At 68.6% G+C, this 16,010-nt stretch carries 13 protein-coding genes and 1 tRNA gene; 4 read left to right on the forward strand and 10 right to left on the reverse strand.

The genetic code is table 11. The annotated features are described in order from the left end of the window. Nucleotides 1–122: 122 nt before the first annotated feature. From pgi to ACFX59_RS02715, 3 genes are all read left to right on the forward strand, one after another. Entirely contained in the window at nt 123–1,613 is a 1,491-nt protein-coding gene (pgi, locus tag ACFX59_RS02705) for a glucose-6-phosphate isomerase (RefSeq protein WP_387429413.1), read from the forward strand. A 226-nt stretch (nt 1,614–1,839) separates the two neighbouring features. Then, entirely contained in the window at nt 1,840–3,189 is a 1,350-nt protein-coding gene (gene gor / locus ACFX59_RS02710) for a glutathione-disulfide reductase (protein ID WP_387429415.1), read from the forward strand. 163 nt (nt 3,190–3,352) lie between these two features. Next, a complete protein-coding gene (locus ACFX59_RS02715) occupies nt 3,353–3,520 on the forward strand; it encodes a hypothetical protein (RefSeq protein ID WP_307100613.1) in 168 nt (55 codons plus the stop codon). Between the two features lie 15 nt (nt 3,521–3,535). Here the strand turns inward: ACFX59_RS02715 and ACFX59_RS02720 are convergent, their stop codons facing one another. From ACFX59_RS02720 to ptsP, 7 genes are all read right to left on the reverse strand, one after another. Continuing rightward, nucleotides 3,536–4,159 (reverse strand): glutathione S-transferase family protein, encoded by a 624-nt coding sequence (locus tag ACFX59_RS02720; RefSeq protein WP_387429417.1) that lies wholly within the window; start codon nt 4,157–4,159, stop codon nt 3,536–3,538. 30 nt (nt 4,160–4,189) lie between these two features. Beyond that, entirely contained in the window at nt 4,190–5,095 is a 906-nt protein-coding gene (locus ACFX59_RS02725) for a dienelactone hydrolase family protein (protein WP_387429419.1), read from the reverse strand. 569 nt (nt 5,096–5,664) lie between these two features. After that, a complete protein-coding gene (ftsH, locus tag ACFX59_RS02730) occupies nt 5,665–7,632 on the reverse strand; it encodes an ATP-dependent zinc metalloprotease FtsH (RefSeq protein ID WP_307100618.1) in 1,968 nt (655 codons plus the stop codon). 124 nt (nt 7,633–7,756) lie between these two features. Beyond that, nucleotides 7,757–8,749 carry a tRNA lysidine(34) synthetase TilS gene (gene tilS, locus ACFX59_RS02735; RefSeq protein ID WP_387429422.1) on the reverse strand — a complete coding sequence of 331 codons (993 nt, stop codon included), beginning with the start codon at nt 8,747–8,749 and terminating at the stop codon, nt 7,757–7,759. Between the two features lie 108 nt (nt 8,750–8,857). Further along, the gene (locus ACFX59_RS02740) at nt 8,858–9,793 is read right to left on the reverse strand and encodes a tetratricopeptide repeat protein (RefSeq protein WP_309697182.1); all 936 of its coding nucleotides are present in this window, start codon (nt 9,791–9,793) and stop codon (nt 8,858–8,860) included. 73 nt (nt 9,794–9,866) lie between these two features. Continuing rightward, on the reverse strand, nt 9,867–10,823 hold the full coding sequence (locus tag ACFX59_RS02745) for a helix-turn-helix domain-containing protein (RefSeq protein WP_387429426.1): 957 nt from the start codon (nt 10,821–10,823) through the stop codon (nt 9,867–9,869). 91 nt (nt 10,824–10,914) lie between these two features. Further along, a complete protein-coding gene (gene ptsP, locus ACFX59_RS02750) occupies nt 10,915–13,188 on the reverse strand; it encodes a phosphoenolpyruvate--protein phosphotransferase (protein ID WP_309701038.1) in 2,274 nt (757 codons plus the stop codon). 189 nt (nt 13,189–13,377) lie between these two features. On the opposite strand from ptsP, the gene ACFX59_RS02755 reads away from it, so the two are divergent. Next, nucleotides 13,378–13,911 (forward strand): DUF4142 domain-containing protein, encoded by a 534-nt coding sequence (locus tag ACFX59_RS02755; RefSeq protein WP_387429429.1) that lies wholly within the window; start codon nt 13,378–13,380, stop codon nt 13,909–13,911. Here ACFX59_RS02755 and lldD read toward each other — a convergent pair. The 3 genes from lldD to nth all read right to left on the reverse strand — a co-directional run bounded on the left by lldD (nt 13,908) and on the right by nth (nt 16,006). After that, nucleotides 13,908–15,053 carry an FMN-dependent L-lactate dehydrogenase LldD gene (lldD, locus tag ACFX59_RS02760; protein WP_387429432.1) on the reverse strand — a complete coding sequence of 382 codons (1,146 nt, stop codon included), beginning with the start codon at nt 15,051–15,053 and terminating at the stop codon, nt 13,908–13,910. The genes ACFX59_RS02755 and lldD overlap by 4 nt on opposite strands. A gap of 159 nt (nt 15,054–15,212) precedes the next feature. Next, a tRNA-Arg gene (locus tag ACFX59_RS02765) sits at nt 15,213–15,289 on the reverse strand. Between the two features lie 45 nt (nt 15,290–15,334). Then, nucleotides 15,335–16,006 carry an endonuclease III gene (nth, locus tag ACFX59_RS02770; protein ID WP_307100649.1) on the reverse strand — a complete coding sequence of 224 codons (672 nt, stop codon included), beginning with the start codon at nt 16,004–16,006 and terminating at the stop codon, nt 15,335–15,337. Between the last annotated feature and the right edge of the window lie 4 nt (nt 16,007–16,010).

The raw sequence follows: 16,010 nt of genomic DNA on the forward strand, positions 1-16,010 counted from the left end.
CGTGGCGATTTCGCGTACCAGCCTGATCCACCATACCAATCTAGGGCTTGGCTTTGCGCACCCGCATTGTCTAACGCCGTGGATGAAGCCCTTTGGGGCAGGTCAAGGAAGGAACAGGCATCATGGCTGCCGACTGGTCGACGATCGAATCGCTCCCGCAGACTCCGCTTCTCGATCTTTTCGCGAATGATCCCAACCGGCTGGCCTCGCTCAGCCTGGACGTGGCGGGCATCCATTTCGACTGGTCCAAGACGCATCTGACGCCAGAGGCCGTCGCCGCGTTTGCTGAACTGGCCAAGGCCAAGGGGCTGGCCGCCAAGCGCGACGCGCTGTTCGGCGGCGAGGTGGTCAACGTCACCGAGGGCCGTGCGGTCGAGCACACCGCCGAGCGTGGCGAGGGCAATCCCGAAAGCGTCGCCACCGCCCGCGCCTCGCACGCCCGGATGCGCGCGCTGATCGACGCGATCGAGGCCGAGGCGCTGGGCCCCATCCGCCATGTCCTGCACATCGGCATCGGCGGCTCGGCGCTGGGCCCCGACCTGCTGGTCGACGCGCTGGGCCGCGACAGCGACCGCTATGACGTCGCCATCGTCTCCAATGTCGACGGCGTCGCGCTGGAGGAGGTGTTCAAGCGTTTCGACCCCGCCGCCACCTTGCTGGTCGTCGCGTCCAAGACCTTCACCACCACCGAGACGATGCTCAACGCCACCTCGGCGCTCCAGTGGATGACCGAGCACGGCGTGGAAGACCCCTATGGCCGCGTCATCGCACTGACCGCCAACCCCGCCAAGGCGGTCGAATGGGGCGTGGACGAGACGCGCATCCTGTCCTTCGCCGAGTCGGTCGGCGGCCGCTATTCGCTCTGGTCGACGATCGGCTTCCCCGCCGCGCTGGGCCTGGGCTGGGACGCGTTCGAGGAATTGCTGGAGGGCGCGGCCGAGATGGACCGCCATTTCCGCCTGACCGACCTGTCGCAGAACGCCCCCGCGCTCGCCGCCTTTGCCGACCTCTATTACACCCAGGTCCGCCATGCCGAGACGCGTGCGCCCTTCGCCTATGACGAGCGACTGCGCCTCCTGCCCTCCTATCTCCAGCAGCTGGAGATGGAATCGAACGGCAAGGGCGTGACCGTCGACGGCCAGCCCGTCGGCCGTCCCACCGCCGCCATCACCTGGGGCGGGGTCGGCACCGATGCGCAGCACGCGGTGTTCCAGCTGCTCCATCAGGGCACGCACCTCGTCCCCGTCGAGTTCATCGCGGTGGTCGAGCCGGGCGACGTGCTGAGCGACGAGCATCACCGCCAGCTGCTGCTCAACGCCTTCGCGCAGGGCGCCGCGCTGATGAAGGGCAAGACGGTCGACGATCCCGCGCGCAGCTATTCGGGCGATCGTCCGTCCTCGACCATCCTGCTCGAGACGCTCGACCCGCGCACGCTGGGCGCGCTGATCGCCTTTTACGAGCACCGCGTGTTCGTGAACGGCGTGATCCTGGGCATCAACAGCTTCGACCAGTTCGGCGTCGAACTGGGCAAGGAAATGGCCAAGGCCGCCGATCAGGGCGGGCAGGATTTCGATCCCTCGACCGAGGACCTGATCAAGCGCGCCTTTGGGTGATCCGATCCTCCCCCTGCCAGGGGAGGGGGACCAGCGAAGCTGGTGGAGGGGTGTCGCCCTCTCGATAGCGGCCCCCCCTTCCGTCACGCGACGCGTGCCACCTCCCCTTGCAGGGGAGGAATTTGAATTTCCGATCACTGTCAGGGGGACGCTGAACTTGGCTCGGCGTCCCCCGTTATGCTTTTAGGCGGGCCTGTCGCCCCCATTCCCCGGAGAAACCGATCCCATGGCTGAGTATGACTATGACCTGTTCGTCATCGGCGCAGGCTCGGGGGGAACGCGGGCGTCGCGGGTCGCGGCGGCGCATGGCGCGCGCGTGGCGGTGGCCGAGGAGTATCGCGTCGGCGGCACCTGCGTCATCCGTGGCTGCGTGCCGAAGAAGCTGCTCGTGTACGGCGCGCATTTCGCCGAGGATCTGAAGGACGCCCGCCGCTTCGGCTGGCAGGTGCCCAGCGAGTGCGAATTTTCGTGGAAGACGCTGCGCGACAATGTCCTGTCGGAGGTCGACCGGCTGAACGGCGCCTATACCAACACGCTGGAAAGCCATAAGGTCGAGATCATCCAGCAGCGCGCGGTCGTCACCGGCCCGCACAGCGTGCGCCTGGCCGACGGGAGGGAGAAGACCGCCGACAAGATCCTGATCGCGGTCGGCGCGCATCCCGCCGTCCCCTCCTGCCCCGGCCATGAGCATGGCATCACCTCCAACGAGGCGTTCCATCTCGATGCGATCCCCAGCCGCGTGCTGATCGCGGGTGCAGGCTATATCGCCAACGAATTTGCGGGCGTCTTCCACCAGTTCGGCGCGCACGTCACGCTGATCAACCGCAGCAAGGATATCCTTCGCGGATACGACCTGACGATCCGCGACCGGCTGCTCCAGATTTCGATGATGAAGGGGATCGAGTTCCGCTTCGACGCGACCTTCGAGGGGATCGAGAAGCAGGCGGACGGGTCGCTGCTGGTCTCCATGTCGAACCATGCGCCGATCGAGGTCGATCTGGTCATGTTCGCGACCGGCCGCCTGCCCAACACGCATGGGCTGGGGCTGGAATCGGCGGGCGTCGAGCTGGACGAGCATGGCGCGATCAAGGTGGACGAGGATAATCGTTCGACCTGCGACAGCATCTATGCGGTCGGCGACGTGACCAACCGCGTCCAGCTGACCCCGGTGGCGATCCGTGAGGGACAGGCCTTTGCCGACACGATCTTCGGCAACAAGCCGACCCGCGTCGATTATGACTGCATCCCCGCCGCCGTGTTCAGCCACCCGCCCATGGCGGGGGTCGGCATGACCGAGGCGCAGGCCAAGCAGAAGCTGGGCTCGGTCCGCGTCTATACCTCCGACTTCCGCCCGATGAAGAATGTGCTGGCGGGGCGTGACGAGCGTGCGCTCTACAAGATGGTGTGCGACGGCGACACCGACCGGGTGGTCGGGCTGCACATGATCGGCCCCGACGTTCCCGAGATCATCCAGGCGGCGGCGGTCGCGGTGAAGGCGGGGCTCACCAAGGCGCAGTTCGATGCCACCGTCGCGCTGCACCCGACCATGGCCGAGGAACTGGTCCTGATGCGCTGACCCGCGCGCACCCTGCCCCCGAGTGTCCCGCTCGGGGGCAGATGGTCACTTGGCCACGGATATTCGTTATCGCGAAAAACGTTATCGAAGTTTAAGCCTCGCGCGTTATGCGATTGCACGGCCGTCACGCGATGGTCCGAAACCCGTTGCCCTGGAAACCGCGATGTCCGCTCCTGCCCCGACCCTCGATCAGATCATCGCGCTGGCCCAGGCCGCGCTGGAGGGCGCCGATGCGCTGAACCAGCCGCTGGCGGGCAATCATTTCGCCGCGGGGCTCGACATGCTGCGCGCCGCCCAGCAGGCGCAGCGCGCGTTTCCGGTACTCGCCTGACCCGCCGGGGCGGAGTCAGACCGCGCCTTCCTCGACCCTTTCGTCGTCCAGCGCAGTGGCGCGCGCATGGGCGGGACGCTCGCTCAACCGGCCGATATAGGCCATGACCGGCTCGGTCTTGGGCAGCAGCCCGAACTGGGTGAACCACATCAGCTGCGACCCCAGATAGACATCGGCGGCGGTGAAGCGATCGCCCGCGATATAGGAATGGCGCGCCACCGCATCGCCGATCACCGCCACCGCCCGGTCGAAATCGCCATAGCCCGCCATGCGCTGCTGCTCGACGGTCGGGGTCACGCCCATCGCGCGGTTGGTGATCGCCGCCTCCAGCGGGCCCGCCGCGAAGAACAGCCAGCGATAATAATCGGCGCGCTCCGCCGGCAATGGCGCCAGCCCGGCATCCGGAAAGGCATCGGCCAGATAGGCGCAGATCGCAGCGGTCTCGGTCACGACCTGTCCGCGATGGACGATGGCGGGCACCTTCATCATCGGGTTGATCGCGCGATAGGCGGGCGCGACCATCGTCGTCCCATAGTCGAGCACCACCGTGTCGTAAGAGGCCCCGCTTTCCTCCAGCATCCAGCGCGCGATGCGGCCGCGTGAGCGGGGGTTGGTGTAGAGCGTCAGATCGTCGGTCATCGCATGTCTCCTCGATACGTGCCGGACCGGTCAGACCCGGTCGAGATGGCGATGCAGGAAGCGCGTCGTCCGCTCCCATGCCTGCGCCGCCGCCGCCGCGTCATAGCGCGCCGCCGAGCTGTCATTGTTGAACGCATGATCGACGCCGGGATAGGTGAAGGCCTCGACCGGCCGCCCCGCCGCCTTGAGCGCCGCGACCCAGGGCGTGCCGGTCGCGTTCACCCGCGCATCCTTACCCGCATAATGGAGCATCAGCGGCGTGCGGACCTTCACCGCCTCGGCCGGGTCGGGAGCGGACCCATAATAGGCGACCCCCGCCGCCAAGGCCGGTCCCGCCGCCACCGCCAGCCGGTTGACGAACGCCCCGCCCCAGCAAAAGCCGACCGCGCCGACCGCGCCGACCTTGCCGGTCCCCGTCCGGTCCGCCTGCCCCTGGTCGATCATCGCCCGCGCCTGGGCCAGCGCCAGATCATAGTCGAGCGTACCGATCAGGGTGCGCGCCTTGTCCTCGTCGGGCGGCGTGCCTCCCTGGGGGGCGAGCAGGTCGGGCGCGATCGCGTGGAATCCGGCCAGCGCCAGCCGCCGCGCGACATCCTCGATATGCGGGGTCAGGCCGCGATTCTCATGGATGACCAAGACCATGCCCAGCCGCTTTTTTACGCCCCGGGGACTGGCAAGATAGGCCGCCGACCGCGCACCCGCCTCCATGCCCTCGCGCCGGTCGATCCGCAGCCGCGTGTCGTGCGGATCGGTCTGCGCGGCCGCCGCCGGGCTGGCGGCGATGCCAAGGATCAGCGCCTCGGCCGCCGCGGCCGACCCGGCCAGTGCGGTCATCTGGCCCAACAGGGTGCGGCGGTCGTGATGCTCATGGGTGAAGGCGTCATAGATCCGGACGGCGCGGTCATGCAGCGAATCGGTCGGGGGGATATCGGTCATGCGGGCATCCTCCACTCCTGATCGCGGGCCCGGCATCGGCACCGGTGATTTCGCGATCCGGATAAGGAGCTTAATCGGGTGCGGGGGCCGGGGCTAGGCTTGATCGGATCCGGTTGGGACATGGCCTTCGACTTCGCCCAGGCCAGGGCCGATCGACATCCAGCAATGCCTTTCCTTCACTCGCCCCTCGCAGAGGGGAGAGGGTTGCGCAGACTTGGTCTTTGCGAAAGCAAAGGCTTAGTCGGAGCTGGGTGAGGGGTGGCGCTCGCCAAGCGAGCGCGCGAGCCTTTGGGCTCGCTGTACCCCTCACCCAAGCTGCGCTAGCCAGCAGGCTGGCAAGCTTCGCTAACCCTCTCCCCTGTCCAGGGGAGAGGGCAAGAAGAAGCAATCCTGAATGTCGATACGGCCTAGGCCAAGTGGAGGGGGGTACGCCCCTCCCCCTCAAAGCATGAAACCCACCCCGAACCTGCGTTCACGCTGAGCGAAGTCGAAGCGCACGGGATGACGCGCCCCCAAACAAAAAGGCCACCCCTTTCGGGGATGGCCCTTATGTCAGCTTGGCTGGAAGATCACGCCCCCAGCGGGCTCGGCGATCCGAACGGTCCGGGGCCGCGCCGCGTCTTCGGGATCGAGGTTCCCGCCTTGGCGATCGGCACCGCCTTCGCCTTGGGATCGTCGCGACCGATATCGTCGCCAGCGATCAGCTTCTTGATCTCGTCGCCCGACAGCGTCTCATATTCTAGCAGCGCACCGGCCAGCAGGTGAAGCTGGTCGACATGCTCGGTCAGGACGTGCTTGGCGCGGTGCAGGCCGCCCTCGACGATCGACTTGATCTCGTCGTCGATCAGCTGCGCAGTCTGGTTGGACATGCGCACCGGCTGGCTGGACGAATAACCCAGGAAGCTCTCGCCCTCGGGCTGGGCATATTCCACCGGGCCGACCTTGTCCGACATGCCCCATTTGGTGACCATGTCGCGCGCCAGACCCGTGGCATATTGGATGTCGCCGCTCGCGCCGCTCGACACCTTGTCGTAACCGAAGATGATCTCCTCGGCGACGCGACCGCCCATGGCGACCGCCAGGTTCGCGTACATCTTGTCGCGGTGATAGCTGTACGAGTCGCGCTCCGGCAGGCGCATCACCATGCCCAGCGCGCGACCGCGCGGGATGATCGTCGCCTTGTGGATCGGGTCCGAGGCCGGTTCGTGCAGCGCGATGATCGCATGGCCCGCCTCGTGATAGGCGGTCATCCGCTTCTCGTCCTCGGTCATGACCATGGAGCGACGCTCCGCGCCCATCATGACCTTGTCCTTGGCTTCCTCGAACTCGGCATTGGCGACCAGGCGCTTGCCCTTGCGCGCCGCCATCAGTGCGGCTTCGTTGACCAGATTGGCGAGGTCCGCACCCGAGAAGCCCGGCGTGCCGCGCGCGATGACGCGGGCATCGACGTCGGGTGCCAGCGGCACCTTCTTCATATGGACTTCGAGGATCTTCACGCGGCCATCGATGTCCGGGCGCGGCACCACGACCTGGCGATCGAAGCGGCCGGGACGCAGCAGCGCGGGGTCGAGCACGTCGGGGCGGTTGGTCGCGGCGATGATGATGATGCCCTCATTGGCCTCGAAACCATCCATCTCGACCAGTAGCTGGTTCAGCGTCTGCTCGCGCTCGTCATTGCCGTTGCCCAGGCCCGCACCGCGATGGCGGCCGACCGCGTCGATCTCGTCGATGAAGACGATGCAGGGCGCGCTCTTCTTGGCCTGCTCGAACATGTCGCGCACGCGGCTGGCGCCGACGCCGACGAACATCTCGACGAAGTCCGAACCCGAAATGGTGAAGAAGGGCACGCCCGCCTCCCCCGCGATCGCACGCGCCAGCAGCGTCTTGCCGGTGCCGGGCGAGCCGACCAGCAGCGCGCCCTTTGGAATCTTGCCGCCCAGACGGGCGAACTTCGACGGGTCCTTCAGGAACTCGACGATTTCCTGCAGCTCTTCGCGCGCTTCGTCGATGCCGGCCACATCGTCGAACGTCACCTTGCCTTCCTTCTGGGTCAGCATCCGCGCACGGCTCTTGCCGAAGCCCATCGCGCCGCTGGCCCCGCCGCCCTTCTGCATCTGGCGCAGAACGAAGAAGGCGATGCCGATGAACAGCAGGAACGGCAGCGAGTTGTACAGCATCAGCATCCAGATCGACGGGCCTTCCTCGGCCTTGGCCGTGAAGGTCACACCCTTGTCGCGCAGACGCGGGATCAGCTGCGAATCGGGAACCGGGCTGGTGCGGAATTTCTCGCCCGAGGACAGCGTGCCGGTGATCGAATCGCGCGAGATGACGGCGGTCTTCACCGTCCCCTCGTCCACCTTGTCGAGGAAGGTGGAATATTCGATCTGGTTGCCGCTCTGGGCCGACGATCCCGCGCCGGACAGGCTGACGAACAGGGCGAGCGCCATCAGGATGCCCACCCAGATCAACAGGCTCTTCATCCAGGGGTTGCCGCCCCCATTGGGATCGGGGCTCTGTTGCTTGTCGTTGTCGTTCATCGGTGCCGGATACCTTTCAGCCCTCAAGATAGGCACAGCGAGGTTAATGGCAATGGAACAACGCCGATCAAAGTGATCGAGCGCCCCCTCCGACGTCGATCACGCGCCCGAGTCAGCCCCCGAGTCAGCCGGTGCGGCGGGGCGGCGCGGGACGGAAGCGCCAGACACCCGACCGCACGCTGGCGATCACGCCCGCCTGGGTCGCGCGGCTGCCTTGCGCCAGCGCGTCGAGCAGCTTCTCGATATTGCCGCCCTCGTTCCAGGCAGGCGCCTCGATCGCGGCGGCGGCGCGGACGGTGCCGATCGCGCGCCGCGCCAGCCGACGCCCCAGCTCACGCGGCAGGTCGGCGGCGGCGATGCGGACATTGTCCCCATCGATCTGCGCCCGCTCCTGCCACAGCCAGTCGACCGTCGCGCGCAGATCGGTGTCCGCCTCGGCCAGTTGCGCCGCCGCCCGCGCGAGCTGCGCCACGCCCAGCCATTCATGCCCGTCGAGCAGCTGGCGGAACCGGGTGCGGTCGTGCCGGGGATCATGATTGGCGGGATCGTCGACAAAGGGCGCCTCGGCGCGGCGGACGATCCGGCGCAGCTCGGCGCGGCGCCAGTCGAGCAGCGGGCGCAGCACCGTCATGCCTGCGATGACCGTCCGGGCCCGGACCCCGGACAGGCCCGACAGTCCGGCCCCGCGCGCGGCGCGCATCAGGAAGGTCTCGGCCTGGTCGTCGGCATGATGCGCGGTCAGGATCGCCGCCGCGCCGATCGCGCGCGCCTGCTCGGCGAGCAGCGCATAGCGGACCTCGCGCGCCTGTGCCTGGATGCTGGCCCCCGCGATCGCCTCGCCGGGCCTGAGGGCGTGATGCGGCACGCCCAGGGTAGCGCAGTGTGCCGCGACCATCCGCACCTCGTCGGCGGCCTCGGGGCGCAGACCGTGATCGACCGTCGCCACCGCGATCCGCCCCGGAAAGGCCGAGGCCGCCAGCATCAGCATCGCCATGCTGTCGGGGCCGCCCGACACGCCCAGCAACAGCGGCGCCGTATCGGAGGACAAATCGTGAAGGATCGTCAGATCCGCCGCGAAACGCGCGATCTGATCGACGGCCGTGGCATCGGTGGCCATGATGCTCTCGAAACTGGTGAGGGATGCGCCCGCTCTGGCCCTTCCGCCGCCCGCGCGCAAGGGGTTTCGGCCCCCTGCCCGCCGTCCGGTTTCGAGCGGATCAGCCGCTTACTGGCACTTGGCCGCCGAACGTCCCGCCGCGACCTGCCCCTTCATCGCGCCCGACAGCTTGGCGCCATAGACATCGCTCAGCTCGTCATAGACCTTGCAGGCATCGGCGGCCTTGTTGAGCTTGGTCAGTGCCTGGCCCAGATACATCAGGCTTTCGGGGGCGCGCTCGCCATCCGGGAATTTCTTGTAATTCTCGTAAAAGGCCATCGAGGCGAGGCTGGGCTTGCCCGAGTCGAGATAGGTGCGGCCCAGCAGATTCTGCGCATAACTGGCGCGGCGGCTCTTGGGATAGTCGGCGACGACCTTCTTCAACTGCGCCTCGGCCTCGGGGTAGCGCTTGGCCGCCCACAGGCGATAGCCATAGAGATAGGCGTCCTCGGCCGCATCGCCGGTCGAGGGCTTTTCCACCGCCGCGCCGCCGGCCGCCGCCGGGGTCGCCGTATCGCCGCTGGCGACGACCGCCGCCGGGGTCTTGGTCGGGCGGGTCGAGGCCGTCGGCGCGGGCGTTCCGGTGTCGAGCGGGGCGCTCTGCCCGGCCGGGGCGATCGGGGCAGGCCCGGCCTCCAGCGCCTTCAACCGCGCCTCGGTGCCGCGCCTATAGGCGTCGAACTGCTCCTGAAGCTGGCGGGTGCGAAAGCCGTTCTGCTCGATCTGGCCGGTCAGATTGGCCATCTGCTCCTCGAGCGAGGTGACGCGCGAGGTCAGGTCGGCCAGCGCGCTCGTCGCGGGCACGCCGGGGGCCTGCGCCTGGGTCTGGGGCGCGGTGATCTCGGGCTGGACATAGCCGCCCGCGCCGTTCGGAAACACCTTGCGCTGGACCGCGCGCATCTCGCTTTCCAGCTTGCCGACCCGGCCCTCGACATTGGACTGGGCTTGCGCGGCGGTCGGCAGGATCATCACGGCCGCGACCCCGGCCAGCAACAGGTTACGCATCGGTCTCACCCCCCGGTGGGCTGGTTGTTGAACGGACGCGGCACCCTATGCCCCGTCCCGGCTGTCTCCAGCCTTAAAGATCCGCCGGTGCCGTGGCGGCGGGCGTCGGCGACGGCGCGGGGGCGGGCGGTGCCGCCACCCCTGCATCGTTGCCGGTCGTCGTCGGGCGCCGCCGCTCCTCGCGCACGCGCGGCGCGGCGACAGGGGTCGGCGAAGTGCTGGCGGCGGGCTGGGGCGCGCCGGACAGACGCGCCGCGATCGAGGCGGGGTCGAGCCGCACGTCCTTGATCGCGCGCGAACCGTCGCCCAGCGGCGGGATGGCCGCGCCGTTCAGCGTCACCGCCAGCTTGTCGGGACGGCCGACATTCAACAGCGGCCCCTGCGCATTGGCGGGCACCTCATACTGCTCGCCGGGCTTCAGCGTGCCCATCTTCAGCGTGACGTTGTTGGCGTCATAGACGCGCAGCCAGACATCGCCCTTGGCGGTCAGCACGACCTTGCCGCCCGTCACCGGGGTCGGGCTGGGTGCGGGCGTCGGGGCCGGAGCGGCGGCGTTCGCGTTGGCGAGCGGGGTCGCGGCGGGCACATCCTGCGCGGTGTGGTCGCGGCGGAACAGGTCGGTGCCGTACCACAGCCCGGCGATGATCAGCAGCGCCAGCGCCAGCCCGACGCCGAGGATCGCCAGCCCGCGCGACGGCACGCGGGCGGGATCGGCGATATCCTGGGGCACATATTCGGTGATGCGGCGGCCCAGCCGGTCGACATCGGCGCGCACCGCCTGCGCGATCGCCACCTCGTCCGCGCCCACGGCACGGGCATAGGCCTTGGCGAAGCCGACCGCATAGGTGGCCGATGGCAGGCTCTGATAATCGGATGCCTCGATCGCCGCGAGATGGCGGCTGGGGATACGCGTCCGCGCACCGATATCGCCGAGCGAAAGCCCCTGCGCCTCGCGCGCCGTGCGCAGGACGTCACCGGCGCGGGCAGGTGCCGCCGGTGCGGCATCGTGGCCGGGATTGACCTCGTCCATTCTCAACTCCGAAGTGACCATGGCCCACCCCATGATCGCGGTCGTTCTTTCAGACGGCTGGGATCAAGTCAACGCGGAGCCCCGCCCCGCGTCAGGCCAATTCCACACCATTCGTCGCAGCCCAGGCACCAAGCGCCCCGCGCATGTCGCGGACCGGATTGGCGAGCAGCCGCGCCATCTCGGCGGTGATCGCGGCGCGGTCGAGCGAGCGGATCATCGCCTTGACCGGCCCGACCGCCGCCGGGGTGATCGACAGCCGGTCGAGCCCCAGCCCGATCAGCGCCATCGCCTCCAGCGGGCGCCCGCCCATCTCGCCGCACACGCCGACGCGCACCCCCGCCGCGCGCGCGGGCTCGACCACCCGGCGCAGGAAGCGCAGGATCGAGGGGCTGAGCCAGTCATAGCGCTCGGCCAGCTTCGGGTTGGCCCGGTCGGCGGCGAACAGGAACTGGGTCAGGTCGTTGGTGCCGATCGACAGGAAGTCGACATTGGGCAGGATCAGGTCGAGCTGTTCGGCCAGCGCGGGCACCTCCAGCATCGCGCCGTAGCGCACCTCGATCGGCAGGCGGCGTCCGCGCGCGCCCAGCCAGGCGCGCTGCGCCTCGAACAGCGCCTTGGCCTCGTCGAACTCCCACGCCTCCGACACCATCGGGAACATGACGTGAAGGGTGCGCCCTGCCCCCGCCTCGATCAGCGCGCGCGCCTGCGCCTTCATCAGCCCGTCGCGCTCCAGCGCCAGACGCAGCGCGCGCCAGCCCATCGCCGGATTCTCCTCGTCCCCGGCGGGCGTGTTCAGATAGGGCAGCGCCTTGTCGCCGCCGATGTCGATGGTACGGAACACGACCGGCCGGTCGCCCGCCGCCTCCATCACGTCGCGGTACAGACGCTGCTGCCGCTCGCGCTGTGGCAGGGTGGCGGAGACGAGGAACTGGAATTCGGTGCGGAACAGCCCGATCCCGTCCGCCCCCGTGGTGTCGAGCGCGGCGGCATCGTCGCGCAGCCCGGCATTGACCATCAGCGTGACGCGGTGCCCGTCCTTCGTCACCGGCGGCACGTCGCGCAGGGCCGCGAACGCCGCGCGCCGCTTCTGGCGCAGCGCCAGCTTGGCCTCGAACGCCTCCTCCATCGCCGAGGTCGGACGGACCAGCACGCTGCCCTCCGTCACGTCGAGCAGCAGCTGGTCGCCCTCCGCGATCTGGCGCCGCACGTCGCTGACCCGGCCCAGCACGGGCACGCCCATCGCGCGCGCCACGATGATGACATGCGCGGTCAGCGACCCTTCCTCCAGGATCACGCCCTTCAGCCGCCGCCGGTCATATTCCAGCAGCTCGGCCGGGCCCAGATTGCGCGCGATCAGGATCGTGTCCTGGCGCAGGCCCAGCTGCGCCGCCGTCCCCATCTGGCCCGACACGATGCGCAGCAGCCGGTTGGACAGGTCCTCCAGATCGTGCATCCGGTCGGCGAGCAATGGATCGTCGATCTGGCGCATCCGCTGGCGCGTCCGCTGCTGCACCCGCTCGATCGCCGCCTCGGCGGTCAGGCCGCTGTCGATCGCCTCGTTGATCCGGCGCGCCCAGCCCTCGTCATAGGCGAACATCTTATAGGTCTCGATGACCTCGACATGCTCGCCCGCCACACCGAACTCGGCCTCGCGCGCCATGCGGTCGATCTGTTCGCGCATCTTGTCGAACGCGGCATAGACCCGGCGGCGCTCGGCATCGATGTCCTCGGCGACCGTATGCTCGATGACGATGCGCGGCTGATGATAGACCGCAAAGCCGCTGCCCATGCCGTCGACCAGCTTCTGTCCGCCCAGCCGGACCGACGCGGTCATCTGCGGCCGCGCCCCCGCCGCGCCCGTCGCGTCGATCAGCCCGGCATTGGCGATCAGCTCGGACAGGACCATCGCGACGGTCTGCAGCGCCTCGATCTCGACATCGGCATATTTGCGCGGCTCGCTATGCTGCACCGCCAGCACGCCCACCGCCCGCTCGCGCCGGATGATCGGCACGCCCGCAAAGCTGTGGAACCGGTCCTCGCCCGTCTCGGGCTTATAGGCGAAATCGGGATGGCTCGCGGCTTCGTCCAGGTTCAGCACCTCGACATCCTCGGCGATCGTGCCGACCAGCCCCTCGCCCAGCGCCAGCTTGGTGACGTGCACCGCCTCCTCGGCCAGCCCGCGCGTCGCGAACAGCTCCAGCACCCCTTCGCGCAGCAGATAGATGGAGCACACCTCGCTGCCGATCGCCTCGCCGATGATCTGGACCACCTGGTTCAGCTTGGCTTGGGCGGGCGCGCGCGACGCCATCACGTCGTGGAGGCGGACGAGGATCTCGCGGGCGGATGCGGCGGCCGAAACGGGCATGGCGACAGGGCTAACAGACGGCAGGCGGCGGTGTCATGCCCTAATATCGCAGCGCCGTGCCTTTTCCCGGTGGACGCGCCCCTCCCATATCGCCCAAGTGACTGATCCTCGTTATATTTTAGATATTTATCCGGAACAGCGCGGTGATCGGCCGGTTGCGATCCCACATCCATTGCACGGGAGATCATCATGCCCAAGGCCCTCCGCATCGCGCCTGCCCTTACCCTCGCGCTCGGCATCGCCGCCGCCCCCACTCCCGCCATGGCGCAGACCCCGCCACCCCCGCCCCCTGCCGCCGCCACGGCGAAGGCCCCCGATTATGTGAAGGCGGCGGGCATGAGCGATCTGTACGAGATCACCTCCAGCAAGCTCGCGCTGCAAAAGTCGCGCAATGCCGATGTCCGGCGATTCGCGCAGATGATGATCGACCACCACCAGCAGACGACCGCCGCCACCGTGCAGGCGGCGCGACAGGACGGCCTGAGGCCGACACCGCCCCGGCTGGGCGGGGCACAGGCTTCGATCGGCGAGCTGAACCGCGCTTCGGGCGATGCTTTCGACCGGCTCTATATCGGGCAGCAGATCCCCGCGCATCAGGCCGCGCTCGCGCTGCACCAGGGCTTCGCGGCGAATGGCGACAAGCCCGCGCTGAAGGCCAGCGCGCAAAGCGCCGTCCCGATCGTGCAGCAGCATATCCAGATGCTGCAACAGATGCCGCGCTAGGCGATGCGCCCGGCCAGCGCCGTCCGGTCGAGTTCGGCGACCGAACGGACGCCGGTCAGGGTCATGGCGACGCGCATCTCGCTGTCGATCAGGCGGAGGAGGTTGGCGACCCCGGCCTCCCCGTCCGCCGCCAGCGCATAGATGAAGGCGCGGCCCAGCATCACCGCATCCGCCCCCAGCGCCAGCATCCGCACCACGTCGAGCCCCGATCGGATGCCCGAATCGGCGAGCAGCCGGAGTTCGCCCTTCACCGCGTCGGCGATGGCGGGCAGGGCGCGCGCGCTCGACCGCACCCCGTCCAGCTGCCGCCCGCCATGGTTGGACACGACGATCCCGTCCGCGCCGAAGCGCACCGCGTCGCGCGCGTCCTCCGGGTCGAGAATGCCCTTGATGACGATCGCGCCCTTCCAGACATCGCGGATCCATTCCAGGTCGCGCCAGGCGATCGACGGATCGAAATTGGCCGCCAGCCAGCCGATATAGTCGGCCAGCGCGGTCGGCGCGCCGCGATAGGCCGAGATATTACCCAGGTCATGCGGCCGCCCGCGCAAGCCCACATCCCAGGCCCAGCGCGGATGCGTGACCGCCTGCACCATCCGGCGAAACGCGGCATTGGGCCCCGACATGCCCGAATGCGCATCGCGGTAACGCGCACCGGGCGTCGGCATGTCCACTGTGAAGACCAGGGTCGTCACCCCCGCCGCCTGCGCCCGCTCCAGCGCGTCGCGCATGAAGCCGCGATCCTTGAGCACGTAGAGCTGGAACCAGATCGGCGCAGCGGACGCCGCCCGCACTTCCTGGATCGCGCAGACCGAGACGGTCGACAGAGTGAAGGGAATGCCCTTGGCCGCCGCCGCGCGCGCCGCCTGCACCTCGCCGCGCCTGGCATACATGCCGGTCAGCCCGACGGGCGCCAGGACCACCGGCATCGCCATGCGGGTGCCGAACAGCTCGGTCTCCAGGCTGAGATCGGCGACGTCGCGCAGGACCCGCTGGCGCAGTTCGATCCCGGCCAGATCCTCGACATTGCGGCGCAGCGTATGCTCGGCATTCGCGCCGCCGTCGATATAATGGAACAGGAACGGCGGCAGCCGCCGGCGCGCGGCCTCCCGATAGTCGGTGGGGGCGGAGATGATCGTCACGCGGCAGCCTCTATCCCGGATGGCCCGGCACGCCCGAGCACGACGACTCGCTGACGGAGCCCTTGCCCGTTCCGTACACCGCACCGCCCCCACGACAAAAGCCCCAGCGGTGCGCGACGCGCATCGGCCGCGGTCAGGCAATCAATCCGAAATGTTCGATGGCGCACCCGACAGGATTCGAACCTGTGGCCTCTGCCTTCGGAGGGCAGCGCTCTATCCAGCTGAGCTACGGGTGCGTGGGCGAGCCGACTAGCATCGCCCGCCCGCACGCGCCAGCCCTTTTATGCCGCCACGGGCGCTTTTCCGGATTTGGCCGCAGGGGCGGGCGTCTTGGGGCGATAGGCGCACAGGTCCTCGACCGGGCAGCGCCAGCATTCGGGCCGCCGGGCCTTGCAGATATAGCGGCCGTGCAGGATCAGCCAGTGATGGGCATGGACGCGGAACGGCGCGGGCGTCGCCTTGTCCAGCTTGAGTTCGACCGCCAGCACCGTCTTGCCCTTGGCCAGCCCGGTGCGGTTGCAGACGCGGAAGATATGCGTGTCGACCGCGAAGGTTTCCTGCCCGAAGGCCACGTTCAGCACGACATTGGCGGTCTTGCGCCCCACGCCGGGCAGCCGCTCCAGCGCCGCGCGATCCTCCGGCACCTCGCCGCCATAATCGTCGACCAGCATCCGCGACAGGGCGATGACGTTCTTCGCCTTGGTGTTGAACAGGCCGATCGTCTTGATGTGCTGTTTCAGCCCATCCTCGCCCAGTTCGAGCATCTTTTGCGGCGTGTCGACCTCGGCGAACAAGGCGCGCGTCGCCTTGTTGACGCCGATATCGGTGGCCTGTGCGGACAGCGCGACCGCGACCACCAGCGTATAGGGGTTGCGGAACTCCAGCTCGGTCTCGGGATGCGGGTTCGCCTCCGCCAGCCGGTGGTAGAATTCGACGACGTCCGCCTTCTTCATGTCC

This window comes from Sphingomonas sp. NCPPB 2930 (assembly GCF_042867205.1).
Lineage (GTDB): Bacteria > Pseudomonadota > Alphaproteobacteria > Sphingomonadales > Sphingomonadaceae > Sphingomonas.

Bases quoted from the DNA above. Each gene is read 5' to 3' on its own strand.
- tilS (WP_387429422.1), bottom strand. From the start codon at position 8,749: ATGGCCACCGATGCCACGGCCGTCGATCAGATCGCGCGTTTCGCGGCG.
- ACFX59_RS02745 (WP_387429426.1), bottom strand. From the start codon at position 10,823: ATGGACGAGGTCAATCCCGGCCACGATGCCGCACCGGCGGCACCTGCC.
- nth (WP_307100649.1), bottom strand. From the start codon at position 16,006: ATGAAGAAGGCGGACGTCGTCGAATTCTACCACCGGCTGGCGGAGGCG.
- ftsH (WP_307100618.1), bottom strand. From the start codon at position 7,632: ATGAACGACAACGACAAGCAACAGAGCCCCGATCCCAATGGGGGCGGC.
- ptsP (WP_309701038.1), bottom strand. From the start codon at position 13,188: ATGCCCGTTTCGGCCGCCGCATCCGCCCGCGAGATCCTCGTCCGCCTC.
- ACFX59_RS02715 (WP_307100613.1), top strand. From the start codon at position 3,353: ATGTCCGCTCCTGCCCCGACCCTCGATCAGATCATCGCGCTGGCCCAG.
- ACFX59_RS02720 (WP_387429417.1), bottom strand. From the start codon at position 4,159: ATGACCGACGATCTGACGCTCTACACCAACCCCCGCTCACGCGGCCGC.
- ACFX59_RS02725 (WP_387429419.1), bottom strand. From the start codon at position 5,095: ATGACCGATATCCCCCCGACCGATTCGCTGCATGACCGCGCCGTCCGG.
- pgi (WP_387429413.1), top strand. From the start codon at position 123: ATGGCTGCCGACTGGTCGACGATCGAATCGCTCCCGCAGACTCCGCTT.
- gor (WP_387429415.1), top strand. From the start codon at position 1,840: ATGGCTGAGTATGACTATGACCTGTTCGTCATCGGCGCAGGCTCGGGG.
- ACFX59_RS02755 (WP_387429429.1), top strand. From the start codon at position 13,378: ATGCCCAAGGCCCTCCGCATCGCGCCTGCCCTTACCCTCGCGCTCGGC.
- ACFX59_RS02740 (WP_309697182.1), bottom strand. From the start codon at position 9,793: ATGCGTAACCTGTTGCTGGCCGGGGTCGCGGCCGTGATGATCCTGCCG.